A 26,492-nucleotide genomic window follows, 5' to 3' on the forward strand; every position below is an offset into this window, starting at 1 on the left:
GCCTAAGACCGGCGGCGTGCCTACTTCTCCACGAGGGTGAGGACGTCGTAGGTTGCCACGATCTCGTCCTCCTGGTTCGTCAGCACCGCGTCCCAGGCGACTTCGCCGTACTCCTCGTCCTCGCGCGGAGTGATGCGCTTGGCCGTCAGGGTCACCCGGATCGAGTCGCCGGCGGCAACCGGCGTGATGAACCGCAGGTTTTCCAGTCCATAGTTCGCAAGTACCGGGCCCGGAGCAGGCTCCACGAACAGTCCAGCACCCCACGAAAGCAGCAAGTACCCGTGAGCAACGATGCCCGGAAAGAACGGGTTGGCGGCGGCCGCTTCCTCGTTCGTGTGGGCGTAGAACTTGTCACCGGTGGTATTCGCGAACGCCGTGATGTCCTCAAGGGTCACCTGCCGCAGCTCCGACCGCACAGCATCACCGACCCGCAGGGAAGCAAGGCTCTTACGGAACGGGTGCTCCTCATCGAAGTTCCGGTCCGCACCGGCATGCCAGACACCGGTCACCGCGGTGAGCATGTTCGGCGAACCCTGCAGGGCCGTGCGCTGCATATGATGCAGCACGGACCGGATGCCGCCGAGTTCCTCACCTCCACCGGCGCGGCCGGGGCCACCGTGCACCAGGTGCGGCACCGGCGATCCATGCCCGGTGGAAGAACGCGCGTCCTCACGGTTCAGCACCAGCACCCGCCCGTGGTGGGCAGCGATTCCCGTCACCAGTTCCCGCGCTACAGCGGGATCATTCGTGCACACCGTCGCTACGAGGGATCCCTCGCCCATGGCGGCCAGGCGAACGGCGTGGGCGACGTCGTCGTACCCTACTACCGACGCCACGGGACCGAAGGCCTCAACGGTGTGAAGTTCGACGGCGTCCGCATTTTCCCAGGTCAACAGCACGGGGGCCATGAACGCGCCGCCCTCGGCGACGTCGATCGTTCCGTCAGCGAGCGTTACCCGCGGCGAATCGAGCGTCCCGTAAGCCAACTCGCCGCCGGCGGCAATCATGGACTCGACGGCGGCTCGTACGTCCCGCAACTGGTCAAGCGATGCGAGCGCACCCATGGTGACACCCTCCGCTCGTGGGTCACCGAGCGTGACGCGCTGCTCGATGCGGTCACGGGCGGCAGCAACGACGTCGTTCACCAGCGCTTTGGGGACCAGCGTGCGGCGGATGCCGGTGCACTTCTGGCCGGCCTTGACCGTCATCTCGGTGACGAGGGATTTGATGAAGGCATCGAACTCGGGGGTGCCGGGCACCGCATCCTCACCCAGGATCGCGGCGTTCAGGGAGTCTGTCTCCGAAGTGAACCGGACGCCGCCGGTTGCCACGTTCCCGTGCGCCTTCAACTTGTTCGCAGTGGATGCGGAGCCCGTGAAGGACACCAGGTCCCGGTAGTCGAGGTGGTCAAGGATGTCCCGGGCTGGCCCTGAAATCAGTTGCAACGAACCAAGCGGCAGGATGTTGGATTCGATGATCAGCTTGACGACGGCAGCGGTCAGGTAGCCCGTGGGCGTGGCCGGCTTGACGATGGTCGGGACACCGGCCAGGAACGACGGCGCGAGCTTCTCCAGCATGCCCCAGACCGGGAAGTTGAACGCGTTGATCTGAACCACGACGCCCGGAATGCGGGTGTAGATGTGCTCACCGATGAAGGATCCGTCCTTCGACAACACCTCCACCGGCCCATCGATGACCACCTGCGAGTTCGGCAGTTCACGGCGGCCCTTGGAGCCGAAGGTGAAGAGCACGCCGATGCCGCCATCGATATCCACCATTGAGTCGATCTTCGTGGCGCCGGTGCGGGCGGACAGCTCGTAGAGGTGGTCGCGCTGCCCGTTCAGGAACTGCGCGAGGGCCTTGAGCATCAACGCACGCTGGTGGAACGTGAATTTCCCAAGCTCAGCCTGCCCCGTGGTGCGGGCGTAGTGGACGACGTCGGCAACGTCCAGGCCGCTGGTGCTCACCACCGCCAGGGGTTCGCCGGTGCTGGCGTCGCGTACCTCGGTGGAGTTGTCCGCGGAGAGGGTGTGCTGTTCCGGGGTCCACCACGCATCTCGGATGAAACTGGGAACAATGTCCACGCTGAGGGCGGTCGAAGTCATCGTTGACCTTTCGCATTGGGGAACTCGGGACGGTGCAGGGAACATTACTGAACGGACGTTCGGTAATATGTCCAGAGTACATGAACCCCTTTAGCCGCCCCACCCCTAGGAGCTTCACTTGACCGGCGAACCCTGGCAGATCACCCTCGGCGAACTTGACGAGAAAATGGGCGTGAAGATCCTCGAACAGTCGGTGGAGCGCGTGGTCGCGACCATGCCGGTGGAGGGTAATCGGCAGTCGTTCGGCCTTTTGCACGGTGGGGCTTCCCTCGCTGTCGGGGAGGCAGTCGGCTCCTGGGCGGCCGTCATCCACGCGAGCACCATCGGTAAAACGGCGGTTGGTGTGGACGTTTCCGCAACGCACCACAAGTCCGCCCGCGACGGTACCATCACCATCACCGCCACGCCCATTCACCTGGGCCGCACCCTCACCACCCATGAGGTGCTGATCACCAACGACGACGGCGGCCGTCTCTGCACCCTGCGCATCACCAACCTGCTGCTCGCCAAGCCCTGAAGTTTTTGTCGCCTAGTTGCTGGCTGAGAAGCTGTTGGGCAGCAAGTAGGCGACAAAAACTTCTATGAGCGGGGCTTAAAGAGCCGGTAGCGCAGATGGGAACGGACCATCGGCCATTCCGAGGCGATGATCGAGAACACCACAGTGTCCCTCACCGTCCCGTCCGGCATGCGGACGTCTCCCCGGAGGATGCCGTCCTGCTTCGCACCCAGGCGGGCAATTGCTTCACGCGACTGATGGTTCATCCAGTGCGTACGGAACTCGACGGCGGTGCACCCCAGCGTCTCGAAAGCATGCGTCAACAGGAGCAGCTTGCTCTCGGCGTTGGAGCCGGTGCGCTGCGTTGACGCGCGGTTCCACGTATACCCGATCTCGACTTTCGGCGTATCGGCGTTGATATTGCAGTAGGTGGTCATGCCAAGAACCTCACCCGTGTCGGTGCGGCGGGCAGTGAACGGCAGCATCGAACCGGACCGTTGTCTGGCTAGGCGCTGTTCAATTTCCTCAGCCATCCGCTCAGGCTTGGGGATGCGCGTGTACCAAAGATTCCAGAGCTCACCGTCACTCACGGCTTCAACCAGGCCGTCGTGATGGTCCATGGAGAGCGGCTCAAGCGTCACGCGTTGACCCTGCAGCGTGACGGGAGACAGTGCGCTCACGCGGTCAGCCGTTCCCGCACCGCGTCGATCTCGCGCTGTGATAGACCCGCATCAAGCAGGTAGTCCTCGGCATCGAAATCCGCCAGCAACTCCAACAGGTGGCCCTTCGTGTGCCCGATCCATTCACGCAGTTCCCCGGCCGTCTTCGGGATTTCGTGCGGCTGATCCTGCGCCAGGTGGTGCTCGTTGATTCCGTGCACGCCGAGCGCGTAGTCGTCAGCGATGACCTCGGCAGGAACCCCCGCGACCGAGAGCAGCACGGCCGTCACCATCCCTGTACGGTCCCGTCCAGCAGCGCAGTGCACGACGACGGCGCCATCCGCCTCCGCGACGGCGCGCACCACAGCGGCAATTTTCTCAGGCCAACGGCGCAGGTTCTCCCCGTAATACTCAGGCGAATTGAGATAGGGGCCGGCCAGCGCCATGAACTCCTTGTCGGACTGGTCTTCGGTGGGGCGATTCACCACGCGAAACCGCTCCAGCACGGCGTCGTTGAGCACAGGGTCCGTCTCCCGGCGTCCGCGCTCGTCGGGGTTCCGGAGGTCCACTACGGTACGGACGCCGTCGTCGTACGCCTGCTGCCAGCCCGCTTCGGTGATCCACTCGTGGCGGCCCATCCGGTACAGCCGGCCGGGTTTGACCGCGTCACTGACCCCGCCGAGGTCGCGGGCGTTCACGGCGCCCTCCCACAGAACGGTTCTGGCGCGGAGTGCATCATCAAAGTCAATCGAGGCCATGCTTCACCCTAACTGTCCGGCTCCCATATTCAGCGTGCCAAAAGAGGCGTACGGTGAGGCATGAAAATTTTCCGGGTGACGGCCTGCGCCCTCATGGCGTCGGGTCTGGTTATTGGTTCTGCAGTGTTGCCAGCGTCGGCGGCAAAGCTGGACACCATCAATTACGTGGCTCTTGGTGACTCTTACGCGGCGGGGTACGGGGCGGGCTCCTATGTGAACGCCTGCGGTCAGTCGCCGTTGGGTACCGCGGGGCTGCTGGATGAGCGCAAGCAGATCGAGCTGACGTTCAATGCGGCCTGCGCCGGTGCCCGTGCGGCCACGGATTCAGACGGTGTTCCGGACGTTCCCGAGCAGTTGGGCGGGCTTGTTGCGCTCGGCGCCATCGGCCCGCAGACGAAGTTGGTCACTCTCTCAGCTGGCGGGAATGATGTGGACTTCGGAACAGTCATCGGGGCTTGCACAGCCGGCCCTGTGGCTTGCCAGCAGGCAGTCGACGGCGCCACGGCTTACGCAAACACCTTCCTCGCCGCGGATCTGCAGAGGCTTTACGCGCAGATCAGAGCTGTGGCACCAAACGCGGAAGTCATAGTCACCGGGTACCCGCACCTGTTCTCCCCCGAGTTCGGCAACGAACCTCTCCTCAGCGTCGAAGCGCAGGAAATCTTCAACGCGGGAACCGATGCGCTCAACCAGGTCATCCGGGCGCAGGCAGAGGCTGCCGGCTTCGAGTATGTGGACGTGACAAAGCGCTTCGACAAGCACGGGATCGGCTCACCGCAGCCGTGGATCACTTTCACTAACTTCACCGCGAGGGATGATCTCCACCCGAACGCCAAGGGCTACAAGTCCGGCTACCTTCCCGAGGTGCGCAAGGCCATCGATTAATTGACCCTGATGATCGCCTGCACCGGCGTGTGGTCCGAGGGCCACGCGCCGTTGTAGCGGGCGGTGTTGATACCGGTCTCCACCACCGTGACCGCCGAGTTGACCATCACCCAATCAATCCGCTTGTGTCCCTGCTTTGGTGCGCGGTAGTGCGGGAAAGTACCCCACAGTTCAGTCAGGCGTTCCTCCGCCGCATCCCACGCATCCGTGAGCACCTTGCCACTGGTCAGTGCTACGTAGGGCTGCGACGCCGCCCCTGTGTTGAAGTCCCCAAGAACGACGACGGCGCCCTCAGTCCGCGCGACCAGGGACCGGATTGCCTCAGCAGAGAGTTGCCGGGACTTACGCGACATGTGATCCAGATGCGTATTGATTGCGGTGAGTTCCTTGCCGGTTTCACGGTCGCGGAAGCGGGCGGTCACAATGATGCGGGGAATGAGGTTCCCCCAGCTGTTGGAGCCCGGCGTATCCGGCGTATTGGAGAGCGCATCCTGGTCCCATTCGAGCAACTCAAGCCGGTCCGAGTCGAAGACCAGCGGGCACTGCTCGCCGCCTCCGTCTGCATTCCTTCCCCGCCCCACGCTGCTGTACCGCGCGCCCAGCCCCTCGAGGATTGCCGGAAGTTGGTCCGGCATGGCTTCCTGCACGCCGAGGATGGTGGGCTGCTCGGCAGCCAGCAGCCTGCGCAGCAGCGGCTCGCGGCGCGACCAGTGATCGTGGCTCCAGAGGTTCACGTGAGCGACCCTACGGCGGATGTTGTACGTCATCACATGCAGTTCCGGCGCCTCGACACGTCCGATTAACGGTTGATCCGTCAGGGTCCGCTCGCTCATGAAGAAAACACTAGTCCTTTTGGCGCGCCGACCGGACTACCCGTCCCAGGTGAAGAAGCCCTGGCCCGACTTCCGGCCCAGTTCACCCCGGGCTACCTTGTCGCGGAGGAGCTGCGGCGGCGCGAACCGCTCCCCCAGCGTCGACTCCAGGTACTCAGCGATTCCCAGCCGCACGTCCAGCCCGACAATGTCAGTGGTCCGCAGCGGCCCGACGGGATGCTTGTAGCCCAGCACCATCGCCGTGTCGATGTCCTCAGCCGATGCGACACCTTCCTCGACCATGCGCATCGCTTCCAGGGCGATCGCCACGCCAAGCCGGGAGCTGGCAAATCCGGGGGCATCCTTCACAACCACCGGTGTCTTGCCCAATGCCCCGGTCCAGTCACGGGCAAGGCCCTCCAGTTCAGCTGACGTCGACGGCGCGAGAACCACCTCGATGAGCGTGGACGCCGGTACCGGGTTGAAGAAGTGCAGCCCGCAGAAACGCTCGGGCCGCTTCAGCACGCCTGACAGCTCCGTTACCGAGAGCGACGAAGTATTGGTCGCCAGCCAGGCGCCGTCGTCGAGCTTGTCCTCCACCGCCGCCAAAGCGGCGGACTTGAGCGCCAAGTCCTCCGGCACGGCCTCGATCACGAGACCGCAGGGCGTGAACGCTGCGTAGTCCGTCGCCACGCTCACACGGCCCGCGAGCGCGTCGAGGCTCTCCGGCGTCGTTCCCTTGGCGATGCTCCGGTCCAGCGCTGCAGTGATGCGTGCGTGTGCGGCTTCCGCGGCGGCGTCGTCCCGTTCGACGACGACGACGGCGGCGCCCGCCACGCAGAAGGCATGCGCGATTCCGGCGCCCATCCGCCCTCCCCCGAGCACACCCACTATGCCAGGTACAGTCATGGTTTCTTCTTCCGGTCTGTGTTCTTCCTGTCGAGGAATGCCTGCATGCGCTCGAACTTCGCGTCGGATTCGAACAGGATGGCCTGCGCCAGCTGATCGATCATCGGGTGCGCCTCACGCGGGGCATGGAAAACGCTCTTGGTCAGGCGTGTGGCCAGGGGATCCTGTCGGGAGATGCGGTCAGCGAGTGCATTCGCTGCCTGCAACAGGTCCTCGGCTGGGTGGATTTCCGTAATGAGCCGGGCGGCGAGCGCCTCGTCCGCGTTCAGCACGCGGCCGGCGAGGAGGATTTCCTTGGCGAGTGGTTCGCCCACCAGTTCCCGTAGGCGCCAGGTGGCGCCCGCCGCGGGAAGGATGCCAAGGCCGGTCTCGGGGTTGCCGATCTTGAGGCTGGGCGTCCCGATCCGGAAATCCGCCGCGAAGGCCAGCTCCGCGCCGCCCCCGAGGGCATATCCGTCCAGTGCTGCGATGACGGGCATGGGCAGTTCGGCGATGCGTGAGAACAGGGTGGAGTTGATGCCGGCAAGGGCGTCGTCCCGCCGTCGTTCCTTCAACTCGGCGATGTCAGCGCCGGAAGCAAATACGCCGCTGGTCCCGGAAACTATGAGGATCCGCGGATTGCGTTCCAGGTCCGCGCACACCTGGTGGAGTTCGTCGACCATCTGCTGGTCGATTGCGTTGCGCACCTCCGGGCGGTGCAGCTCGACACTTAGGCGGTCACCGTCGTCGTCAGTTTTGAGCGTCTCCATCACACACGCTCCAGCAGCATCGCGGTCCCCTGGCCAACGCCCACGCACATGGTCGCCAGTCCGAGCCGTCCGCCCTCGCGTTCCATGCGGCCCATCAGGGTGATGGCAATGCGCGAGCCGGAGGATCCAAGCGGGTGCCCAAGCGCGATTGCTCCGCCGTCCCGGTTGACGATCTCCTCATCCAGTCCCAACCTACGGATGCACGCCAGTGATTGCGTGGCGAAGGCTTCGTTGAGTTCGACGGCGTCAAGGTCGGCGATGCTCCGGCCGGACAGTTCGAGGACCCTGTGGGTCGCCGGCACCGGCCCGATGCCCATCACCTCCGGCGATACCCCCGCAGACGCACCCGTCACGATGCGGGCCCGCGGAGTCAGGCCCAGCCTGCTCAACGCTGCTTCCGAAGCAACGACGACGGCGGACGCTCCGTCATTGAGTGAACTCGAGTTACCAGCAGTCACGACGCCGCCCTTGGCCACCACGGGCCTGAGCCCTGCGAGCACCTCGAGCGTGGTGTCAGCGCGCGGGCCTTCGTCGGTGTCGATCGTGACGTTCTTCTTGCGGCTGACCGTGTTCACGGGGACGATCTCGTCCTTGAAGTAGCCGGCCTCGATGGCCTTGAGCGCGCGCTGGTGGGAGCGGAGGGCGAAAGCGTCGGCGTCGTCGCGGGTAATGCCGTCAACGCGGGCGACCTCCTCCGCGGTCTCGGGCATCGAGAATGTGGTCTTCTCCTGCGCCGCGAAAGTGGGGTTGGTGAAGCGCCAGCCAATCGAAGTGTCGAACACCGCGCCCGGCTTGGCGAACGCCGTCGTCGGCTTCTCCATCACCCAGGGTGCGCGGCTCATGGACTCGACGCCGCCGGCGATGACGACGTCGGCCGCGCCCGCCTTGATCATGTGCGAGGCCATGATGATCGCCGAGAGGCCGGACGCGCAGAGCCGGTTGACGGTGATTCCGGGGATGGAGTCCGGAAGGTCCGCGAGGAGGGTCGCCATGCGGGCGACGTTCCGGTTTTCTTCACCGGCTCCGTTGGCGTTGCCGAGGATCACTTCCTCGATGGCTTCCGGATCCAGGCCCGTGCGGTAGACGAGTTCCCGCAGCGTCAGCGCAGCAAGGTCATCCGGACGGACTGCGGAGAGCGCTCCGCCGTAACGTCCCACCGGGGTCCGCACCCCACCCACCAGAAAAGCCTCGGCCATGCCAGCCTCCGTCATCGTCGTCGTTCAGCGAGTTACGTCGAGGGCCGCAGAATTACCGACCGTTCGTTCTATAAAGAATCGCACGGGGTGCCGGAGGGGTCAACCGCGCGGGAAATGTTGGATCAACGGTCAGGCAGCCCGCTCCCCGGCCACCCGCCCTGCCTCCAGCCGCAGCTCGGATCCGTCCAGGCCCGCAAACCACCGGCGTAACTCACGGTCGTGACTGACCACCAGCAGCGTTCCGGCAAATCCGGCGAGCGCTTCCTCCAGTTCGCCCACCAGTACCGGCGAGAGATGATTGGTCGGTTCGTCGAAGAGCAGGATGTCGTAGCTACCCACGAGCAGCCGGGCGAGGGCCAACCGGCGGTACTGGCCCGCCGAGAGACCGCCAACCGGCACCAATAAGTCCGAGGAACGGAACAGGCCCAGGTTCAGCAGGCGCTCCGCGTGCCCGTCGATGTCACCGCGCAGGCCAGCGGCGAACGCCGGGAGCAACCGCTGCGAAGGATGCTTCGGCGGAGCGAGTTCCTGCGGAAGGTAGCCGAGTCTTCCGCGCCGGCGGACGGCGCCGCCGCCGTCACTACCAGCGCCCGCGATCGCGTTGAGGAGCGTGGTCTTGCCTGCACCCTTCGGCCCGGTGATCAAAAGCCTCTCCCCCGCGGCAATCCTGAGCGACGGCACCGACAACCGGTTTCCGACCCTAAGTCCCGACGCGGTGATCACGTCACCGTGCAGGTTTCGCCCTCCGAAGCGTGCCGACAACGCAAGCGGCAGCGGCGGACGCTCCACCGGTTTCTCCTGCAGCCTCCGCAGCCGCTCGAGGGCGTTCCGCTTTTGGCTGGACATAGCCTCCTGGACGGTGCCCTGCTTGAAGTCGAACCCCATCTTGTCGCCGTCGCGCACGCGCCCGTAACCCATGCGTTGTCCGACCGTCGCTGCCTTACGGCGTTCGGTCTCCTGTGCGTCAAGCCACTGCTGGTACTCCTGCTCCCACCGGCGCCGTTCAGCGGCTTTCCCAGCCAAGTACCCCTCGTAACCGTTGCCGTACCGCACCAGGTGCTTCCGGTCGCCGTCGAGCTCGACGATGACCGTGGCGAACGTCCGCAGGAACGCACGGTCATGTGAGACCGCCAGCACAGCACCGCGGTGTGATGCGAGCCGGCGCTCGAGCCAGGCAACGGCGTCGTCGTCGAGGTGGTTGGTGGGTTCGTCGAGCAGGAGGATAGCCGCCGGGTCAGCCAGCAGACAGGCGAGCGCCAACCGCTCCTGCTCTCCACCGGACAAGGAGGACAACTCACGCTCCCGACCGATGCCAGCGAGCCCGAGGTGCTCCATGGCCGAATCCACCCGGGCATCGACCTCATACCCGCCATGCAGGGCGAATCGGGTCTGCAGGTCGCCGTAGTGGGAAAGGGCGGCGTGGTCGGCAGTTGCGAGGTCCGCCTCCAAACCGCGCAGTTCGGCTTCCACCAGCCGGATAAAGGACAGTGCTGAGTCAATAACATCGCCGACAGAATCCGACGCCGGGTGATCGAGTGTCTGCGCCAGGTAGCCGACGGTCGCGGCAGTGTTCACGGTACCGGCGTCGGGAGTTTCGAGTCCGGATAGCAGCCGGAGGATTGTTGATTTTCCGGCACCGTTTTCGCCGACCAGTGCAACGCGCTCACCCCGGCTGATGAGCAGGTCAACATTATTGAGAAGTAGTTTGTCGCCGTAGCCATGGGACACGCCGGAGAGGGAAAGGTATTGGGTCAAGGGAACCTCGCATGAATCGAAAGGACGCCGGCGGAGCTGCCCCGGAACTGTGCATCGGGGCCAGCTCAACGCCGGCGAGAATATCCGAAAATCTGCAGGTTACATCCACATAGGCTCTAGAGTGCCCGGGTTGTCAGGATTCGTCAACGGGTTGCGGTCCTAAGGCTCCAACCGGAACCCGAGCTTCACCGTAACCTGCCAGTCGGCGACGGCGCCGTCCACCAAATGCCCGCGGACCTCCTTTACCTCGAACCAGTCGAGATTGCGCAGTGTCTTGGCTGCCTGGGTCACGGCGTTGGTCACCGCCGCATCAATCCCGTCCGGTGAGGTTCCGACAACTTCCGAAATGCTGTAGGTGTGGTTGGCCATGCTTCCTCCTTGAAGTGGTCCCGCTGACGCGGCGTGTGGGTGCCACGCTAGTCCCCTGCCGGCCAGTGGTCCAGACCTCCATTCAGGACCGTGGTTGTCCTGGAGGGGCTGTCCGGGCAATCCTTCGCCTCGTAGGCTCGGCTGCATGACGTACAACATCCAGGTAGCCATCGATTGCACCGATCCCTACTCGCAGGCCGACTGGTGGGCCGAAACCCTGGGCTGGGTGGTCGAGCCAAGCAATCAGGACTTCATCGACGAGATGCTCGCCAAAGGCCATGCAAGTCCGGAAGACCTCACAGAGCACAAGGGAGTGCGTATCTGGAAGGACGGCGTTGCGGTCTGCCGCCCTGAGGAGGTGGGTAGGAAGGGCAGGCAGCGGCTGCTATTCCAGACGGTGCCGGAGCCCAAGACCGTGAAGGACCGAATCCACCTGGACATCAACCTGGACGGCGAAGACAAGGATGCGCTGCGCGCGGCGCTGGAGAGCCGTGGCGCTACGTTCCTCTATCAGGCAAATCAGGGGCCGCACGTCTGGTACACCATGGTCGATCCGGAGGGCAACGAGTTCTGCTTAGGTTGAGACTGACATACCAGTCCCGGCTCACACCCCGAGCCGGAACTGCCCGCCGTCGTCGAACCCTGCCGGAAGGACGTCGTTGACGTATTCCGGCTTGATGGGCCCGTAGATGTGTGGGTAGAGCGTGCCGTCACCGCCGTCCTCCCATTTCACTGAAACGCCGTCCGCTTCGATGGCGTCGCTCTCCATGTCGAGGACAAGCAGTTCGTCCTCCTGCGCGTCTTCGCGGTAGAGAAACTCGGCGATCTGCGCAAGCTGGTCGGGCTCGGAGCAGTGGATGAAACCTACGTCGTCCAGCGTGGCGCCCCCGGTTGAGACCAGATATGGGTCGCCCGCCTGCGCTGCGCGGTTCCAGTCGGAGGCGTAGGCAAGGTGAAGTATCCGCATGTGCTGAATCGTAGCCCACCGCTTTGAAGTTCCCTTAGGTCTCAAAGCTAGACTCGACTGGTGACCACAGACCTCCCAATCCAGGTATCCGACACCTTCGACCCGACCCGCTGGCGGCTCGTGGAGGGATTTGAGGATCTCGAAGACATCACGTACCACCGCGAGGTAGAACGCAGTTCCGCCCAGCGCGACCTACCCACCGTCCGCATCGCGTTCAACCGCCCCGAGGTACGCAATGCGTTCCGCCCCGGCACTGTGGATGAGCTCTACCGCACCATGGATCATGCCCGCATGACCCCAGACGTAGCCACCGTGCTCCTCACAGGAAACGGCCCGTCCCCCAAGGACGGCGGTCATTCGTTCTGCTCCGGCGGGGACCAGCGGATCCGCGGGAGGGACGGTTACCGGTACGCCGAAGGGGACACCAGGGAGACCATCGACCCCGCCCGTGCCGGCAGGCTCCACATCCTCGAAGTCCAGCGGCTCATGCGCACCATGCCCAAGGTGGTCATCGCCGTCGTCAACGGTTGGGCAGCCGGCGGCGGGCACAGCCTGCACGTCGTGGCGGACCTGACCATCGCCTCACGTCAGCACGGGAAGTTCAAGCAGACCGACGCAACAGTGGGAAGTTTCGACGCCGGCTACGGGTCTGCGCTGCTTGCCCGCCAAATCGGGCAGAAGCGTGCCCGCGAGATTTTCTTCCTCGCCCGGGAGTACTCGGCAGATGACATGGTGGCGATGGGCGCGGTCAACGAGGCCGTGGAGCATGAGCGGCTGGAAGAGGTGGCGCTGGAGTACGCGGCGGACATCGCCCGGCAGAGTCCACAGGCCATCCGCATGCTCAAATTCGCCTTCAACCTGGCCGATGACGGCCTGGCCGGCCAACAGGTGTTCGCCGGGGAAGCCACCCGCATGGCCTACATGACCGACGAAGCCGTCGAGGGCAAGGAAGCCTTCCTCGAAAAACGCAGCCCCGACTGGTCCGCCTTCCCCTACTACTTCTAGGCGCTGATGGAACTCCTTCCCCAACACACTCCCCCCGGCTCCGATCCACACGCGTTGCTCAAGCCGCTGGCAGCCGCCCTCGCCGGTGAGGGCCCCGCTGTCGCGCCGCACGCTGATGAACACCAGAGCTTCAACGGTGAACTCCCCAACGACGAGATCGCCGCGGTGCTCAGCACCTCCGGGTCAACCGGCACGCCGAAGCAGACCCTTCTCAGCGTCGACGCACTCGCTGCATCGGCGATGGGCACTGCCTACGCCCTTCGGGCCGAGGGTCAATGGCTGCTCACCCTCCCGGTGCACTACGTCGCCGGTTTCCAGGTTCTGGTCCGCTCCCTTTACGCGGGCACCCGGCCCTGGGCGATGGACCTCGACCGGACGTTCAGCGCCGAGGCGTTCACCCAAGCCGCCGGTGAACTCACCGACAAGGTCCGTTTCACCTCGCTGGTCCCCACCCAGCTACACCGGCTCCTCCAGGATCCGTCACCGGAGACCATCAAAGCCCTCAAACGGTTCAATGCCATCCTGCTCGGCGGTGCCGCTGTCTCGGACCCGCTCCGCGAAGAAGCACGCAAGCACGGACTCAAGATTGTCCGTACCTATGGCATGAGCGAAACCTGCGGCGGCTGCGTGTACGACGGCGTCCCCCTGGAAGGCGTGGAGCTCACTGAGGAGGCTGGCCGGCTCTGGATCAGCGGCCCCGTCCTCGCTGACGGCTACCTTGGAGAGCCCGAACTGACCCGTGAGAAGTTCCCTTTCAATTCCGGCCAACGCTGGTTCCGGACCGACGACGCCGGTTCCCTCGACGACGGCGTCCTGACGGTTCACGGCCGGATGGACGACGTCATCGTCACCGGTGGCGTCAAGGTTTCCGCGGCCGCCCTGGCAAGCGTCCTTGAGGGCATGGCGGAAATCCGGGAGGCACTCGTTCTCGGCGTCCCGCACGCCGAGTGGGGCTCCCAAGTGGCTGCCGCCGTCGTCGGCTCCGTAAATCCCGACGCCGTCAGGGAACGCGCGCGGGAACAACTCGGACCGCACGCGGCACCGAAAATCGTGCTGACGCTTGACGCCCTCCCATTGCTGCCCAACGGGAAGCCGGACCGGCAAGCGGTACGTGCGCTCTTCGAACAGTCAGCCCTCTAACCACAACACCTTCGGAGAAGTACTTTGCCAACTGCAACACCTGCGCAGTGGATCGAGGGGGCACGCCCCCGGACGCTACCCATGGCGGTGGCGCCCATCATCATTGGGAGCGCTGCGGCCTACGACCTCGGTGCGTTCAAACCCGTCAATGCACTCCTGGCCGCCCTCGTTGCTGTCCTGCTGCAGATCGGCGTGAACTACGCCAACGACTACTCGGACGGCATCCGCGGAACCGACAACGACCGCGTTGGTCCGCTCCGGCTTACCGGGTCCGGCCTCGCGAAGCCTTGGCAGGTGAAGTGGGCCGCTTTCGGGTGCTTCGCCCTGGCAATGCTGGCGGGTGTCGCGCTGATCGTCCTGTCCCAGACGTGGTTCCTGCTCCTGGTCGGAGTGGGCTGCGTAGCTGCCGCATGGGGTTACACCGGCGGTCGCAATCCGTACGGGTATATGGGCCTGGGCGACGTCTTCGTCTTTGTGTTTTTCGGGCTGGTCGCGACGCTCGGAACCACCTACACGCAGGCTAACCAGGTCAGCGGACCGGCGTGGATCGGTGCGATCGGCACAGGAATCATTGCGATGGCGCTCCTGATGGCCAACAACGTGCGGGACATCCCGACGGACCGCGAGGCGGGGAAGCTCACCCTGGCCGTACGGCTGGGCGACTCCGCCGCCCGCATCAGCTACGTGATGATGTTGGCCGTAGCAATCCTGCTGCCGCTGTTCCTGGTGTATGACCACCCGTGGGTGCTTCTGGTCCTGCTGCTCATCCCGCTCTGCCTGATGCCGAGCTGGCTCATGCTCAACGGGAAAAAACGCCGCAGCCTCATTCCCGTATTGAAGCAGACCAGCATCATCAACCTTGGATTCAGCGTGCTGTTCGGCGCAGGTGTGGTGCTCTCGAGCGTTCTCGCCTAGGAACTACTTCCGGCGGCGGTCAGAGTTGACAGGTGTGTTCGGGTCGAGTGAATCTTCAGCATCAGCGTCCACTAGCTCGCGTTCCGTGCGGACCGGCGGGGCGCCATCGCGGAACCGGCGCTGCAGCGTCGCCGCCGCCTGGTTCCGCAGGTCTCGGAAGAACAGATAGGTGACGCACCACGCCATGATGGCCCCGGCTATCACCGAGAAGATTGCTCCCAGCCCCAGCAGGTAGCAGACGTAGGCGAACACCACGACGAGGCCAAGGCGGAGGGCGGTGAATTTGAGGAAGGGCACACTCCAAGTTTACTCGCCTACAATTGATGCATGCCCCGACTGCTGCTGTTCCTCGTGATCCTGGGGATCGCCGTCATCGTCTACGCGCTCTTCGACTGCATCATGAGCCGGGGCAACACCGTACGCAGCATCTCCAAACCGGCCTGGATCCTCACGATCCTGCTGGTGCCCCTCCTCGGAGCGGGTCTCTGGTTCCTGTTTGGGCGTCCCCGGCGCGGAGGCAGCGCTGCTCCCCGGCAGACCCCGCGCCGCCCAACCGCCCCGGACGATGATCCCCAGTTCCTCCGCAACCTCGAAATAAAGCGGCGCCAGCAAGCACGAGAGGCCGAGTTACGGCGTCGTGAAGCAGAGCTCCGCGCGAAGGAAGACAAGAAGAACGACGGCGGCACGGCCCCCGGCGCCTCCGACGGCCAGCCCGCTTAGCCCAAACGCAGGTTGAACGGGGTTATTGGACCCCTGCGTAGCTGTGCAGACCTGAGAAGTAGATGTTCACGATCGTGAAGTTGAAGACGATGCACAGGTAGCCCACAATCGACAGCCAGGCTGCCCGGGTTCCGGTCCAGCCGCGGGTGGCCCGTGCGTGCAGGTAGCCCGCGTAGACCACCCAGATCACAAACGTCCATACCTCTTTGGTGTCCCAGCCCCAATACCGGCCCCAGGCCTTCTCAGCCCAGATGGCACCAGCCATGAGGGTGAAGGTCCAGAGCACGAAGGCGATCGCGTTGATCCGGTAGGAGAGGTTCTCAAGGCTCAGCGCGGACGGGACCAACCGCATGAACGGCATCCGGTCATCGCCGCCGGCCGCGAGGCGTGCAACCCGCTGGGACTGCAGCAGCTGCAGCACGGACATCGCGAAGGTCAGGGTGAACAGCGCCGACGCCGCCACCGCTACCGACACGTGGATAATGAGCCAGTAGCTCTGGAGGGCGGGCACCAGGTTGGCCACCGGCGTCGGGAATCCGATCGTGGCAGCGCACAGCATGACCACCACCAGCCCGATGACAAACGTCCCGAGGAACCGCAGGTCCTTCCGCGTGAGAACCGCAAGGAACACCAGGGCCACGACAAGGCCACCGGTGGTGCAGAACTCGTACATGTTCCCCCACGGCACACGACCGGCCGCAACTCCGCGGGAGACGACGGCGACCGCATGGACTGCCGCGGCAACCACGGTCAACGCGACGGCGATGCGTGCGGCGGAGCGCTTCTCGCCCTTGTAATCCATGGCGTCGTCAGCGGTGCTGCCAGCCGGGGCTGCGCTGCCTGTCGCAGCCTTGCCGCGCTTCCCACCAGCCACGGCTCCGGCCAGCACCAGTTCGCGTTCCTCAACGGACTCGGCCAGGCCTGCCTCGACCTCGCGGATTTTCCGGCTACTCTTCACCAGGTCCCAGGTGAAGGCAAGGAAGCCGGCCGTGTAGGCGAGCGCCGCGAGCAGCATGAACAGCTCGCTGTACTGCCCGAGGGTCTGGTTAATGTTCTGCATCAGTTGTCCTTACCGCTGGTCCGCGCCGATGCCCCAGCATGCGCTGTTTCATTCTCGTCTTCTTCGGTGCGGGCCGCCAGCCAGCGATCCCGCAGTAGCTTCTCGATTGCGGCGCCCTCTCCAACCAGGCGGTGGTCTTCCCCACGCGCCAGGAGCCCGTACTCGACAAGGATGCGGCCGTCGTCGTGCGCTTCCGTCCGCACCCACACCCGCCGCCTGCCAACAAACAGGGAGGCGCTCAACCCCGCCAGAGCAAGGGAGGAAAACACGAGTGCCCCCAACTCGGCTGGATCATGGGTGATGTCCAACGCGGCGTAGCGGCGGATCCCGTCGAAGGTGACTGAGCCCTTGCCGTCGGGCAGCTCAAACGTCTCCCCCGGGTCGAGCACAATGCCGCCAGCTGCACTGCTCCGGCTGTTCAACTCGGTCAGCGTCTGCGTATCGAGGACGTACACGTTCTGGGGCTGGCCGTCGTCGAGCCCGAGATCACCGTAGTAGGAGTTGAGATTCAGCTGCGGAAGGAACGGGTCAGGGTCTCGTGAGAAGGAGACTCCGTTCTCGTCGATCGCAGCGGTCGGGAGGAAAAAGCCCACGAACCCAAGCTGGTCGGGCTGCGCATCCGGTACTTTCAGCACCAGGAGCGAGGTGAAGAGCCCGTCCTGGGGGATCGACACCACCGGCCCCTGATGGGCGACATTCCCATCCCCGTCCCGCACGGTCACAACCGGAGCGTAGCCATTGCCCACCAGGTACACGCTGGTGCCGCCGATGGTCAGGGGTTCGTTGACCTTGAGGATCTTTTCCTCCGGCTCGGCCCCCGGCGATGGAATCGCCGTCATGGTTGCCGTGAAGTCGATGGGCTGCCCGTAATGGGTAATTTGACGGTCAAACCGGACGTCGAAATTTTCCAGCGTAATGGAGTACGGGTCCAGGTTGTCCTCGGAGAAATTTGTGCCGGGGGTGAAGGAATCGTAGCCCACCAGGGTGTTGACGAAAGTGTCGCCCTCCACAAGGATCTTCTGCCCGCGGTAGCCGAACAGCCCGCCGACCGCCACTGACACCAGGACGCCGATCAGGGAAACGTGGAACACCAGGTTCCCCAACTCCTTGAGGAAGCCCCGCTCAGCCCCGACGGAGGGCCGCGGGCCGTCGTCGTCGCGCACGTCCACGCGGTAGCCGCGCTTCCTGAGCACCTCCGCGGCGTCGACGACGGCGGCACTGGCCGACGCCGGACGCTCACCGACACCCGCACCCGCACCCGCACCCGCGTCAACTCCAGCAGGCAGCGAGAACGTGCCGTGAACCGGCATGCGTGAGAGCCTGCTCGGTGTGCGCGGCGGCTTTGAGCGCCAGGCTTTCCAGTAGACGATCGCGCGCGGCACCACGCAGCCGATGAGCGAAATGAACAGCAGCAGGTAAATGGCGGAGAACCACACCGAGGAGTAGACGTCGAACAGCTGGAACCAGTCCAGGATGGGCCCGGAGTCTGGATTCTGGCGGATGTATTCGGTGACGACGGCCGGGTTCGCGGGGCGCTGCGGAAAGAGAGAACCCGGTACTGCCGCGACAGCAAGCAGCAGGAGAAGGAAGAGGGCCGTGCGCATGCTCGTTAGCTGGGTCCAGGCCCATCTCAGGGTGCCAAAAAACCCGAGAGCCGGTAGCGCCACGGTATTCGCGTCAGCCTCACCGCCTCCCAGCGGGTCCTTGCGATCCTTCGGTGTCATTGCGCTTTCCTTCGACGTGCCTTCGAACTGCTCATCAGAATGTGCCATCAGATGGGTAGTGTCACCCCGCCAATCCACTGCTGAAGCTCATTGATCCAGAGATTCCAGGCACCGGTCGCCATCAGGATGCCGACCAGAATGAGCATGCCCCCGCCGAACCGCTGAAGCAGCAGCCGGTGCTTACGGAAGAAGGCCATCGCTCCCATCCCGCGGCGGAGGCCGAGCGCTATGAGCAGGAACGGCAGTCCCAGGCCGAGGCAGTAAACAAAGGTCAGCAGCGCGCCCTTCGATGCACTGGCGCCGTCGTTTGAGAAAGCCAGCAGCTGGACGGCTGAGAGCGTAGGCCCAATGCAGGGTGCCCAGCCGAGGCCGAAGGTCAGGCCGAGAAGCGGCGCTCCCCACAGGCCGCTCGGCACCCTGGCGTGAAGCTTCCGGTCCTGCTGGAACCACGAGAGGCCGCCCATGAACACGATGCCGAGAAGGATCACAACGACACCGAAAATGCGGATCAGCCACTCCTGGGAGCCGGCCATCCATGCGCCAAGTTGTCCGAATATGGCACCGTAGGCCATGAAAACCACAGAGAAACCCAGCACGAACAGGCCGATGCCAGCGACCATACGCCCGCGCTTCTGCTCCTGCAGGTCAACCCCGGTGAGGCCGCTGACGTACCCCAGGTACCCGGGCACCAACGGCAGCACACACGGCGACACGAAGGACACCAGGCCAGCCAGGAGGGCCACCGGGAGCGCCAGCAGCATGGACCCGTTGAGGACGGTGTCGGCAAAGGCGTTCCCTGCGGGTGCCAGCACGACGACGGCGCCCAGCGTGGGTGTGGAGATCACGGCTGATACTTCACTTACGACTCAGCCAGGGCAGTTTCAATGAGTGCGTTCAGGGTGCCCTTGTCGGCGAGGCCGAGGATGCGGGCCGAGACACGACCCTGCCTGTCGACCACGATGGTGGTCGGAACAGCCTGCGGCGGAACGTAACCGGTCATCGAGAGGAGGACTCCGCCGTCGGAATCGTTGAAGCTGGGGTACGGGATGCTGAAGTTGCGCTCGAATGCCTCGGCGTTGGCCTTGCTATCACGGATATTCACTCCGTAAAACTGCACGTCCTGGGGTGCGAATTCCTCATGCAGCGCCACCAGGTCGGGGGCTTCCTCCCGGCAGGGCGCGCAGGCGGCGTACCAGAAATTGAGGACGGTGACCTGGCCCTGCCAGTCGGCGGCAGACACAGTCTCCTCGCTGTACAGCGTTCCCTCGAGGTCGAGCGGTGCACCACGCTCTGCCGGCGCGTACTCGGTCACCGAGCCGTCCCCGGCGATGTAGTTCTTGTTGGTCCCTTCGCGCGCTTCAAGCGCCAGCGGATCGTCGGCTGCACACCCGGAGAGCACGACGACGGCCGCCACCAGGGGGGCGGCCATTCTCAGGAGCCTGCCGAGGGTGCGGCGGCGGGGTGCTGCATCAGTTAATGTCACGACGTCTTCCACGATTTCTACAACGTGTAGTAATGCTATTACGCTCCCGGGATATTAGCTGCACCGGGAAGCAAATCAGCGCACGGCTCCTCGTAGCGGACGCCGGTGAGGTTCTCGCCGTCGAAATACAGCGAAGTCACCGAACTGAGCGTGCACCGGCGCTGGCGTGGGTCGTGCCAGAGGCGCTTCTTCTCGGCCGCAAGGCGCGCAACCCAGATGGGGAGCTGGTGGCTCACCATGATTGCCTCTGCTTCCTCACCTCCGGATGCAGCAAGCGCCTGGCGCCGCGCATCCTGCACAGCGTCCATAACCCGGGTTACCTGCGCCTGGTAGGGCTCACCCCAGGAAGGCTTGAACGGGTTGTGCAGCGACCTCCAGTGCCGTGGGTGGCGCAACTGCTGCGCGACCTGCGCCATGCCCTCGAACTTGTTCTCGGCTTCGATGATGCGCTCGTCGGTCACTATCTCGAGCCCCAGGGCGCGCGCAGTTGGGGCCGCGGTTTCCTGCGCCCGGGTCAGTGGCGACGCAACGAGATGGACTATGCGGGCGCCGTCGTTCCTTCGCTCGGTGAAGTGCCCGGCCACCCGCTCGGCCATCTCCTGGCCAAGCTTCGACAGGTGGAACTCGGGCAGCCTGCCGTACAGGATGCCGTCGGGGTTATGGACTTCGCCATGGCGCACGAGGTGAACGGTGGCTTTGGGCATGCCTTAAGTTTCGCACCCCTTGCGCCGGGTGGCTAAATCGCACGGGTCTGCACTGCCCCGCCTAATATTTGAACCTTTAACCAATCTGCGGAATAAAAGATGCAAACGCATGTTTATATGAGGTACACCGACTGTGGAGCCATCCGGCGAGACAGTAGAAAAGCACCTCAGATCAGGAGACAATCATGGCTATTCCCACAGGACTCACCGAAGGCACCTGGAGCTTCGACGGCTCGCACAGCGAAGTAGGCTTCACCGTCCGTCACGCTGGCATCAGCAAGGTGCGCGGCAACTTCGACACTGTTGACGCATCCTTGCAGGTGGGCTCATCCTTTGATGATTCGAAGGTGACTGCCACCATCAAGACGGAGTCATTCAACTCGGGTGACGCAAACCGCGACGGCCACGTCAAGGGCGAAGACTTCTTCGACGTCGAGCAGTTCCCGGAAATGACCTTTGAGTCCAATCGCGTGGAAGGCAGCGGCGAGACCTACCGGCTCATCGGAGACCTCACCATCCGGGGCATCACCAAGGAAGTTGTCATCGACACCGAATTCAACGGCGTTGCAGTGGACCCCTTCGGCGCCACCCGCGCCGGGTTCTCGGGCCAGACCGTCATTTCCCGCAAGGAGTTCGGCCTCACCTGGAACGCAGCCCTTGAGGCCGGCGGAGTGCTGGTGGGAGACAAGGTAACCATCAACCTCGACGCAGCCTTCGTGGCACCTTCCGCCAACTAGTTTCCACATGCTTCGTGTGGCGTGCCGACCCGTTCCGGCACGCCACACGAATGTTTACCTCCAGTTCCTTCCTGGATCCCACGCTGAGGCCTTTCCCGGCGGTACGCTGGGCGCATGAGCACGCCATCCCACAATCCGCAGCCCTCCGATCGCGACCCCAACCAGCCGGCCTCCGGGCACAACGGCCAACAGTCCTCCTCGCCATACGGCTACCAGGCTGCCCAACCGTCGGGATACGCCTACCCCACCGCAGCTAGCATGCCGAATGCCGAGCGCCCGCCCATGCCCAAGGAAGTGAATCTCGCTTTCTGGCTGATCATCGCCGCGGGCGCCCTTACCCTTCTCTCCTCGATCATCGCTCCGGGCACCAGCGGCATGACCGGCGGTATGGCTGCCATGGGCAATGCCGTGGTCATAGTCGTTTCCCTCTTCATCACCGCGATCTACGTGCTCCTCGCCGTCTTCATCCGCAAAGGGCACAACTGGGCAAGGATCACTGCCACCGTGCTGGCTGCGATCTCGATCATTGGTCTGATTATTGGCTGGATATCCAACGCCATGCTTCAGAGCAACCCTGAACTGATGGAACAGATCGAGGCTCAGGGCCAGCAGGTTCAGCAGAGCGGCCTGTCAACGGCGCTCGGCATTATCGTGACGCTTCTCGGCGTCGTGGCCGTTGTACTGCTCTACAGGAAGCCGTCCAACCACTACTTCAAGCCTCAGCAGCCCACTTACTGAGCTATCGCAGAACCTTACTGAGCCGCACGGGCGTGGGCTTCGGATTCCAGATCCGGATCCTGCGCCCTTTGCGCGTGGTAGGCAAGAATCTGGAGCTCCGTGGCCATGTCCACCTTGCGGAGTTGCACACGGTCCGGGATCTGGAGGACCACGGGAGCGAAGCTCAGGATGCTGGTGATTCCAGCGGCTACCAGTTCATCGCAAAGGGACTGCGCGACGCCGGCTGGAACCGCGAGTACCGCCATGTTTGCGCGGGTGCGGCGCAGCACTGTTGAGAGCTCCTCGATGGGGCTGACACGCAGCCAGCCCACCTCCGTGCCGACAATCAGCTGGTCGGCGTCAAACAGGGCCACCACTTCGAACCCACGCGATTGAAACCCTGAGTACCCCGCAAGGGCCCTGCCGAGGTTACCTGCCCCAACAATGGCTACGCGCCAGTCCTGGGTCAATCCAAGGGCGGTGGAAATCTGGCTATTCAGGTACTGGACCTCATAACCGACGCCCCTGGTGCCGTACGAACCGAGGTAGGAGAGGTCCTTACGCAGCATTGGTGAGTTCACGCCCGCGGCGTCGGCCAGTTCTTCGGAAGATACCCGCTCAGTGCCTTCCGCAAGCATCGAATTCAGCGCGCGAAGGTAGATTGTCAGGCGCGCCAGGGAGGCTGGCGGGATCTGCCTGCCCTGTTGGTCGGCGGCTGCTGATCGCAGCCCGGGTAACTCCGGCATTGTCACTGGTCATCTCTCCATCACTGTGCTTGGCTGCTTAGGGCAGCTTCACCCGCCCGGAGGATGATGGCGGGAGTAGGTCCACTCTAGGTGGCGTTGATGAGCACTCAAAGTCGAGTCCCCAGCACTACGCGAGCAGTCTGCGGAGCCGGTTCTCATCGATACTCCAGAAGTCCCGCTGGGTGCCGTCGAGCATCAGCACAGGGACTTCCTCCGAAAAGCGCTCGAGCAGCGCGGGGTGATCCTCAATTGCAATGTCGAGCCAAGGGACGCCGTGCTCCCCCGCGACGCGGCTCACCACTGCACGGGCTTCGGCGCAGAGGTGGCAGTCTGCGCGCGTCACCAGGACCAGTCCCGACGACCAGGGCGCGGGAACAGGTTGCTGCGAGGGCTTCACGGTATCTGAGTCTACCGATCCCCTTCACAGCGCGCGCTCGGCGATACAGCGCTGCCAGAGGGCTGAGGGGGCAGTTGAGCCGGCGGGATGAAGCGGAGCGTGAAAGCGGCGGGTTGAAGCGGCCGGGCCGTCCCAATGATTAGACTCGTGCTATGTCCGCAGCCAACCTCCAGCCCGCCGTTGAACCTGGAGCTCCATTGGCTGACGTGGCTCTGGAAGCCGCGCCGATCGGCGGACCGACCGGGGAAGCAGCATTTTTCGACGTCGACAACACCATGATGCGCGGCGCCAGCCTCTTCCACGTGGCCCGCAAGATGTACCAGAGGCGCGCATTCACCGTACGGTTCGCGGCGGGGCTCGCCTGGAAGCAGCTGCGGTTCGTGATGCGTGGCGAGAACATGACCGACATCCACGCGGTCAGGGACGCTGCTCTCGCCTTCGCCATAGGCATTGCACACGAGGATGTGCTCGCACTCGGCGAGGAGGTCTATGACGAGATGATCGCCTCGAAGATCTGGCCTGGTGCGCGGGCCCTGGCTGAACAGCACCTGCGGAACGGCCGCCGCGTGTGGCTGGTAACGGGTACGCCAGTTGAAGTGGCCAGTGTCATCGCCAATCGGCTGGGCCTCACCGGGGCTCTCGGAACGGTGGGCGAAGTCTCAGAGGGCTTCTACACGGGAAAGCTCGTGGGTGAGTTCCTGCATGGTCCTGCCAAGGCCGTTGCCGTGCAGGCTCTCGCAGACAAGGAAGGCCTGGACCTCGCGCGCTGCTGGGGATACAGCGATTCCTATAACGACATCCCGCTGCTCACCATTGTTGGCCATCCGGTAGCCATCAATCCGGACCACCGCCTCCGCAAACATGCGAGGGACCATAACTGGCCTGTCTATGATTTCCGCAGCGGCCGACGCGCTGCCACCCTCGGCCTGAAGGCGGCTACCGGCGCGGGCGTGGTGTACGGCCTGTGGCGGGGCTTCTCCCGTATGAGGGGCTAGTCCCTAAAGTTTCGACGCTTTGCTGGCTGCGGCTTCCACCATCGCGCGGTGAGTTTCCCAATCGGCTTCCTCGGCTGTGCTGAGCGGTAACACGCTGGCTCCTGCAGCCCCATCCAGGGTTTCACGGAGGATGTCCGCGTGGCCCAGATGCTGCGACGTCTCCACGAGCATATGCACCAGCACATTGAAGAGGGTGACGTCTGCACGCCACCAGGACACATGTCCGGTCGCGTCAATGGGAAGCAACTCGACCGTGCCGTCGGCATGCTGGCATGCCCGCTGGTAGGCCGACACCACGTCGACACGGCTTTCATCGGCTGTCACCCACATGAAGTCCCGATTGCGGAACGTTCCGTCAAGGGCAGGAATGGGTTGCTCCGGAAATGGGCGGCCAAATGCATGTCCGAAATAGGCTGCCTCATAGAGCGACAGATGCTTGACCAAGCCGAGGAGATTGGTGCCCGTGCGGCTCATTGGTCGGCGGACATCATATTCGCTCAAACCTTCGAGCTTCCCGATGAACTGTTCACGCGCATGCTGGAGCCGCTCGTGCAGCTGGGATTTTACGGCGTCGTCGATCATGGTCCGAAGTTTACGTCGCGCCCGGCCGTCCGAACGGAATGACCTGAACAAAAGCAAAACCGGCCCGCCTGGTAGGCGGACCGGATGCGATGCTACTTTTTGTTGCGGCGCTGGTGGCGGGTTTTGCGAAGCAGTTTGCGGTGCTTCTTCTTTGCCATCCGCTTGCGGCGCTTCTTGATTACTGAACCCATAGAGTCCTCACAATTTGTTCATTCCGGTTCCGGACAACCCTCTACCCGAATGAACAGGCAGGGACGTTCGAATCTGACATTGACGTACATCCGGCGGACGCTGCCCCTTCTGGGGAAACGCGGCCGCCTACGCAAAACGCTTCTTAATAGAGTACCCGCTCCAGCCGGTGCTTCCCGACCGGAACCTTCAGCCTGTGCCCGACTCACCCTCGACGGAGGCGGAGCGCAAGTATTGCTGCACGGCAGACTCGGGGACACGGTAGGAACGCCCAAATTGGACAGCCGGCATCTCGCCGGAGTGAACCAGGCGGTAGACGGTCATCTTGGATACCCGCATGACCTCTGCGACCTCCGCGACCGTCAGGAAGCGCACGTCTGAGAAGTTGCTCCCGCTAGTCATCTCACCACTGTCCTTTTCTCTGGAACCTCACCCTGAGATGGCGCCCATCCAAATGAATGGGACGCCGGACGGCGTGTCGCCTTGAGACCTGAGGATTATCCGTCTAGGGAGATACTCTAGTGGTTGATGTGACTAAAGTGAAAGCTCGCTTCGGTCACGATCCGCAACACCCCGGCGACGCCTGGAACCGCGTGCCAGATCGCCCAGCACCGCAGCCGTAGTCCCCCATGACATGCAGGCATCGGTGACGCTCTGACCGTAGACCAACTCACCCCGAGCGGTCACATCCAATTTCTGCGCTCCCTCAACAAGGAAACTCTCCAGCATGACGCCGGCGATCACCGGGGACACTTCGATGGCGTCAGCAAGCTCCCGCGCGACCTCCGCCTGACGCCGGTGGTCCTTCCCGCTGTTGGCATGGCTCGCATCGACAACGATCCGCCCATTCAGGCCGGCTGCCGCAAGGCGCTCCGAAGCCGCCGCGACGTGGCTGGGCCCGTAGTTCGGGCCGCCGGTTCCACCGCGGAGGATCAAATGGGTATCCGGATTGCCGGAGGTGGAGACCAGCGCGGCGCGGCCGTCGTCATCCACTCCGAGGAAGGCCTGGGGCGAACTGGCGGCAGCGCAGGCATCGATCGCCACGCTGATCCCGCCGTCGGTGCCGTTCTTGAAACCGATGGGCATCGAAAGGCCGGACGCGAGCTGGCGATGTATCTGGCTCTCGGTAGTGCGGGCACCTATTGCACCCCAGCTCACCAGATCCGCCACGTATTGCGGACTGATCGGCTCAAGGAACTCGGTTCCCACCGGCAGGCCGAGTTCACCGACGTCGTGCAGGAACCCGCGGGCTGCGCGAAGGCCTGCCGCAATGTCGTGGGTGCCGTCAAGGTGGGGGTCGTTGATCAGGCCCTTCCAGCCGACGGTTGTGCGCGGCTTCTCGAAGTAGGCGCGCATCACGATGAGCAAATCCTCCCGGTGCTGTGCTGCCGCACCGGCAAGAAGGTTCGCGTACTCAAGGCCCGCAGCGGTGTCGTGAATGGAGCACGGCCCGACGACGACGAGCAGCCGGTCATCCACGCCGTTCAGTACCGCGCGGACTTCTTCGCGGGAGCGGCGGATGTGTGCGGCGAGGGAATCATCGCCAGGGAGCTCGGAGAGCAGTGTTGACGGCGAGGGTAGCGCTTCAATTCGGCGAACGTTGAGATTCGACGAACCTGCGGAGAGGGTTTGCATTGTCCCGGCTTTCTGGAAAGTTTCCGGCGGGACTCAAATCAGAACCCGCCGTGGAAACGACGAAGGGCAGGAAGTGATTCCTG

The 26,492-nt window shown here is 64.1% G+C and carries 32 protein-coding genes; 10 read left to right on the forward strand and 22 right to left on the reverse strand.

Features of this window, described 5'->3' with window-relative positions; all coding sequences use genetic code 11:
* Nucleotides 1-20: 20 nt before the first annotated feature.
* Nucleotides 21-2,105: a phenylacetic acid degradation bifunctional protein PaaZ gene (gene paaZ / locus ACWA1U_RS00105; RefSeq protein WP_463723329.1), complete on the reverse strand. Its 2,085-nt coding sequence runs from the start codon at nt 2,103-2,105 to the stop codon at nt 21-23.
* A gap of 166 nt (nt 2,106-2,271) precedes the next feature.
* On the opposite strand from paaZ, the gene ACWA1U_RS00110 reads away from it, so the two are divergent.
* Nucleotides 2,272-2,622, forward strand: a complete 351-nt coding sequence (locus ACWA1U_RS00110; RefSeq protein ID WP_463725081.1) for a PaaI family thioesterase — start codon at nt 2,272-2,274, stop codon at nt 2,620-2,622.
* A gap of 62 nt (nt 2,623-2,684) precedes the next feature.
* Here ACWA1U_RS00110 and ACWA1U_RS00115 read toward each other — a convergent pair whose 3' ends face one another.
* Nucleotides 2,685-3,281 carry a GNAT family N-acetyltransferase gene (locus tag ACWA1U_RS00115; RefSeq protein WP_463723330.1) on the reverse strand — a complete coding sequence of 199 codons (597 nt, stop codon included), beginning with the start codon at nt 3,279-3,281 and terminating at the stop codon, nt 2,685-2,687.
* Nucleotides 3,278-4,018, reverse strand: coding sequence for a tyrosine-protein phosphatase (locus ACWA1U_RS00120; RefSeq protein ID WP_463723331.1), 741 nt, complete (start codon nt 4,016-4,018; stop codon nt 3,278-3,280). The genes ACWA1U_RS00115 and ACWA1U_RS00120 overlap by 4 nt, the downstream gene beginning before the upstream one ends.
* A 60-nt stretch (nt 4,019-4,078) precedes the next feature.
* Here ACWA1U_RS00120 and ACWA1U_RS00125 point away from each other — a divergent pair, with 60 nt between their 5' ends.
* The gene (locus tag ACWA1U_RS00125) at nt 4,079-4,903 is read left to right on the forward strand and encodes an SGNH/GDSL hydrolase family protein (RefSeq protein WP_463723332.1); all 825 of its coding nucleotides are present in this window, start codon (nt 4,079-4,081) and stop codon (nt 4,901-4,903) included.
* On the opposite strand, the gene ACWA1U_RS00130 is transcribed toward ACWA1U_RS00125, so the two are convergent.
* The 6 genes from ACWA1U_RS00130 to ACWA1U_RS00155 form a co-directional block, all read right to left on the reverse strand.
* Nucleotides 4,900-5,736 (reverse strand): endonuclease/exonuclease/phosphatase family protein, encoded by an 837-nt coding sequence (locus ACWA1U_RS00130; protein ID WP_463723333.1) that lies wholly within the window; start codon nt 5,734-5,736, stop codon nt 4,900-4,902. The two genes, ACWA1U_RS00125 and ACWA1U_RS00130, sit on opposite strands and share 4 nt — an antisense overlap.
* 36 nt (nt 5,737-5,772) lie before the next feature.
* Nucleotides 5,773-6,624 (reverse strand): 3-hydroxyacyl-CoA dehydrogenase family protein, encoded by an 852-nt coding sequence (locus ACWA1U_RS00135; RefSeq protein ID WP_463723334.1) that lies wholly within the window; start codon nt 6,622-6,624, stop codon nt 5,773-5,775.
* Nucleotides 6,621-7,373, reverse strand: coding sequence for an enoyl-CoA hydratase/isomerase family protein (locus ACWA1U_RS00140; RefSeq protein WP_463723335.1), 753 nt, complete (start codon nt 7,371-7,373; stop codon nt 6,621-6,623). The genes ACWA1U_RS00135 and ACWA1U_RS00140 overlap by 4 nt, the downstream gene beginning before the upstream one ends.
* Nucleotides 7,373-8,569, reverse strand: coding sequence for a thiolase family protein (locus ACWA1U_RS00145; protein ID WP_463723336.1), 1,197 nt, complete (start codon nt 8,567-8,569; stop codon nt 7,373-7,375). Before ACWA1U_RS00145 ends, ACWA1U_RS00140 begins: the two co-directional genes overlap by 1 nt.
* A gap of 129 nt (nt 8,570-8,698) precedes the next feature.
* On the reverse strand, nt 8,699-10,324 hold the full coding sequence (locus ACWA1U_RS00150; RefSeq protein ID WP_463723337.1) for an ABC-F family ATP-binding cassette domain-containing protein: 1,626 nt from the start codon (nt 10,322-10,324) through the stop codon (nt 8,699-8,701).
* Between the two features lie 159 nt (nt 10,325-10,483).
* Nucleotides 10,484-10,693, reverse strand: coding sequence for a dodecin (locus tag ACWA1U_RS00155; protein ID WP_463723338.1), 210 nt, complete (start codon nt 10,691-10,693; stop codon nt 10,484-10,486).
* A 145-nt stretch (nt 10,694-10,838) separates the two neighbouring features.
* Between ACWA1U_RS00155 and ACWA1U_RS00160 the strand changes: the two genes are divergently transcribed.
* On the forward strand, nt 10,839-11,276 hold the full coding sequence (locus ACWA1U_RS00160) for a VOC family protein (protein WP_463723339.1): 438 nt from the start codon (nt 10,839-10,841) through the stop codon (nt 11,274-11,276).
* Nucleotides 11,277-11,297: 21 nt separating this feature from the next.
* Here ACWA1U_RS00160 and ACWA1U_RS00165 read toward each other — a convergent pair whose 3' ends face one another.
* Complete coding sequence (locus tag ACWA1U_RS00165) at nt 11,298-11,660, reverse strand: DUF952 domain-containing protein (RefSeq protein WP_463723340.1); 363 nt, start codon at nt 11,658-11,660, stop codon at nt 11,298-11,300.
* Between the two features lie 60 nt (nt 11,661-11,720).
* Between ACWA1U_RS00165 and ACWA1U_RS00170 the strand changes: the two genes are divergently transcribed.
* From ACWA1U_RS00170 to ACWA1U_RS00180, 3 genes are read left to right on the forward strand one after another with little or no spacing between them, the layout of a single operon-like run.
* Nucleotides 11,721-12,665, forward strand: a complete 945-nt coding sequence (locus ACWA1U_RS00170) for a 1,4-dihydroxy-2-naphthoyl-CoA synthase (protein WP_463723341.1) — start codon at nt 11,721-11,723, stop codon at nt 12,663-12,665.
* Between the two features lie 6 nt (nt 12,666-12,671).
* Nucleotides 12,672-13,805: an AMP-binding protein gene (locus ACWA1U_RS00175; protein WP_463723342.1), complete on the forward strand. Its 1,134-nt coding sequence runs from the start codon at nt 12,672-12,674 to the stop codon at nt 13,803-13,805.
* Nucleotides 13,806-13,829: 24 nt separating this feature from the next.
* On the forward strand, nt 13,830-14,720 hold the full coding sequence (locus ACWA1U_RS00180; protein ID WP_463723343.1) for a 1,4-dihydroxy-2-naphthoate polyprenyltransferase: 891 nt from the start codon (nt 13,830-13,832) through the stop codon (nt 14,718-14,720).
* A 3-nt stretch (nt 14,721-14,723) separates the two neighbouring features.
* Here ACWA1U_RS00180 and ACWA1U_RS00185 read toward each other — a convergent pair whose 3' ends face one another.
* The gene (locus tag ACWA1U_RS00185; protein ID WP_463723344.1) at nt 14,724-15,017 is read right to left on the reverse strand and encodes a DUF4229 domain-containing protein; all 294 of its coding nucleotides are present in this window, start codon (nt 15,015-15,017) and stop codon (nt 14,724-14,726) included.
* Between the two features lie 30 nt (nt 15,018-15,047).
* On the opposite strand from ACWA1U_RS00185, the gene ACWA1U_RS00190 reads away from it, so the two are divergent.
* On the forward strand, nt 15,048-15,440 hold the full coding sequence (locus ACWA1U_RS00190) for a PLD nuclease N-terminal domain-containing protein (RefSeq protein WP_463723345.1): 393 nt from the start codon (nt 15,048-15,050) through the stop codon (nt 15,438-15,440).
* A gap of 22 nt (nt 15,441-15,462) precedes the next feature.
* Here the strand turns inward: ACWA1U_RS00190 and ccsB are convergent, their stop codons facing one another.
* The 5 genes from ccsB to ACWA1U_RS00215 form a co-directional block, all read right to left on the reverse strand.
* Nucleotides 15,463-16,500 (reverse strand): c-type cytochrome biogenesis protein CcsB, encoded by a 1,038-nt coding sequence (gene ccsB / locus ACWA1U_RS00195; RefSeq protein ID WP_463723346.1) that lies wholly within the window; start codon nt 16,498-16,500, stop codon nt 15,463-15,465.
* Nucleotides 16,500-18,224 (reverse strand): cytochrome c biogenesis protein ResB, encoded by a 1,725-nt coding sequence (gene resB, locus ACWA1U_RS00200; protein ID WP_463725082.1) that lies wholly within the window; start codon nt 18,222-18,224, stop codon nt 16,500-16,502. Before resB ends, ccsB begins: the two co-directional genes overlap by 1 nt.
* Nucleotides 18,225-18,271: 47 nt before the next feature.
* Complete coding sequence (locus tag ACWA1U_RS00205; RefSeq protein WP_463725083.1) at nt 18,272-18,985, reverse strand: cytochrome c biogenesis CcdA family protein; 714 nt, start codon at nt 18,983-18,985, stop codon at nt 18,272-18,274.
* A 98-nt stretch (nt 18,986-19,083) separates the two neighbouring features.
* The gene (locus tag ACWA1U_RS00210) at nt 19,084-19,653 is read right to left on the reverse strand and encodes a TlpA family protein disulfide reductase (RefSeq protein WP_463725084.1); all 570 of its coding nucleotides are present in this window, start codon (nt 19,651-19,653) and stop codon (nt 19,084-19,086) included.
* Between the two features lie 92 nt (nt 19,654-19,745).
* Nucleotides 19,746-20,411 carry a histidine phosphatase family protein gene (locus tag ACWA1U_RS00215; RefSeq protein ID WP_463723347.1) on the reverse strand — a complete coding sequence of 222 codons (666 nt, stop codon included), beginning with the start codon at nt 20,409-20,411 and terminating at the stop codon, nt 19,746-19,748.
* Between the two features lie 185 nt (nt 20,412-20,596).
* On the opposite strand from ACWA1U_RS00215, the gene ACWA1U_RS00220 reads away from it, so the two are divergent.
* Together ACWA1U_RS00220 and ACWA1U_RS00225 are read left to right on the forward strand one after the other, a co-directional pair.
* Nucleotides 20,597-21,148, forward strand: a complete 552-nt coding sequence (locus ACWA1U_RS00220) for a YceI family protein (RefSeq protein ID WP_463723348.1) — start codon at nt 20,597-20,599, stop codon at nt 21,146-21,148.
* A 114-nt stretch (nt 21,149-21,262) separates the two neighbouring features.
* Nucleotides 21,263-21,886, forward strand: a complete 624-nt coding sequence (locus ACWA1U_RS00225) for a hypothetical protein (RefSeq protein ID WP_463723349.1) — start codon at nt 21,263-21,265, stop codon at nt 21,884-21,886.
* Between the two features lie 14 nt (nt 21,887-21,900).
* Here the strand turns inward: ACWA1U_RS00225 and ACWA1U_RS00230 are convergent, their stop codons facing one another.
* Nucleotides 21,901-22,611 (reverse strand): redox-sensing transcriptional repressor Rex, encoded by a 711-nt coding sequence (locus tag ACWA1U_RS00230; RefSeq protein WP_463725085.1) that lies wholly within the window; start codon nt 22,609-22,611, stop codon nt 21,901-21,903.
* A 127-nt stretch (nt 22,612-22,738) separates the two neighbouring features.
* Nucleotides 22,739-23,008, reverse strand: a complete 270-nt coding sequence (locus ACWA1U_RS00235) for a glutaredoxin family protein (RefSeq protein WP_463723350.1) — start codon at nt 23,006-23,008, stop codon at nt 22,739-22,741.
* 152 nt (nt 23,009-23,160) lie between these two features.
* Here ACWA1U_RS00235 and ACWA1U_RS00240 point away from each other — a divergent pair, with 152 nt between their 5' ends.
* The gene (locus tag ACWA1U_RS00240; protein WP_463723351.1) at nt 23,161-24,003 is read left to right on the forward strand and encodes an HAD family hydrolase; all 843 of its coding nucleotides are present in this window, start codon (nt 23,161-23,163) and stop codon (nt 24,001-24,003) included.
* Nucleotides 24,004-24,006: 3 nt separating this feature from the next.
* On the opposite strand, the gene ACWA1U_RS00245 is transcribed toward ACWA1U_RS00240, so the two are convergent.
* From ACWA1U_RS00245 to ACWA1U_RS00260, 4 genes are all read right to left on the reverse strand, one after another.
* Nucleotides 24,007-24,585 carry a DinB family protein gene (locus ACWA1U_RS00245; RefSeq protein WP_463723352.1) on the reverse strand — a complete coding sequence of 193 codons (579 nt, stop codon included), beginning with the start codon at nt 24,583-24,585 and terminating at the stop codon, nt 24,007-24,009.
* A 92-nt stretch (nt 24,586-24,677) separates the two neighbouring features.
* Nucleotides 24,678-24,776: a 30S ribosomal protein bS22 gene (locus ACWA1U_RS00250; RefSeq protein WP_003792170.1), complete on the reverse strand. Its 99-nt coding sequence runs from the start codon at nt 24,774-24,776 to the stop codon at nt 24,678-24,680.
* 187 nt (nt 24,777-24,963) lie between these two features.
* The gene (locus ACWA1U_RS00255; RefSeq protein ID WP_463723353.1) at nt 24,964-25,176 is read right to left on the reverse strand and encodes a helix-turn-helix domain-containing protein; all 213 of its coding nucleotides are present in this window, start codon (nt 25,174-25,176) and stop codon (nt 24,964-24,966) included.
* Between the two features lie 132 nt (nt 25,177-25,308).
* Nucleotides 25,309-26,409, reverse strand: coding sequence for a 3-deoxy-7-phosphoheptulonate synthase (locus ACWA1U_RS00260; RefSeq protein WP_463723354.1), 1,101 nt, complete (start codon nt 26,407-26,409; stop codon nt 25,309-25,311).
* Nucleotides 26,410-26,492: the final 83 nt, after the last annotated feature.

Source organism: Arthrobacter sp. TRD_SC_6 (assembly GCF_055361185.1).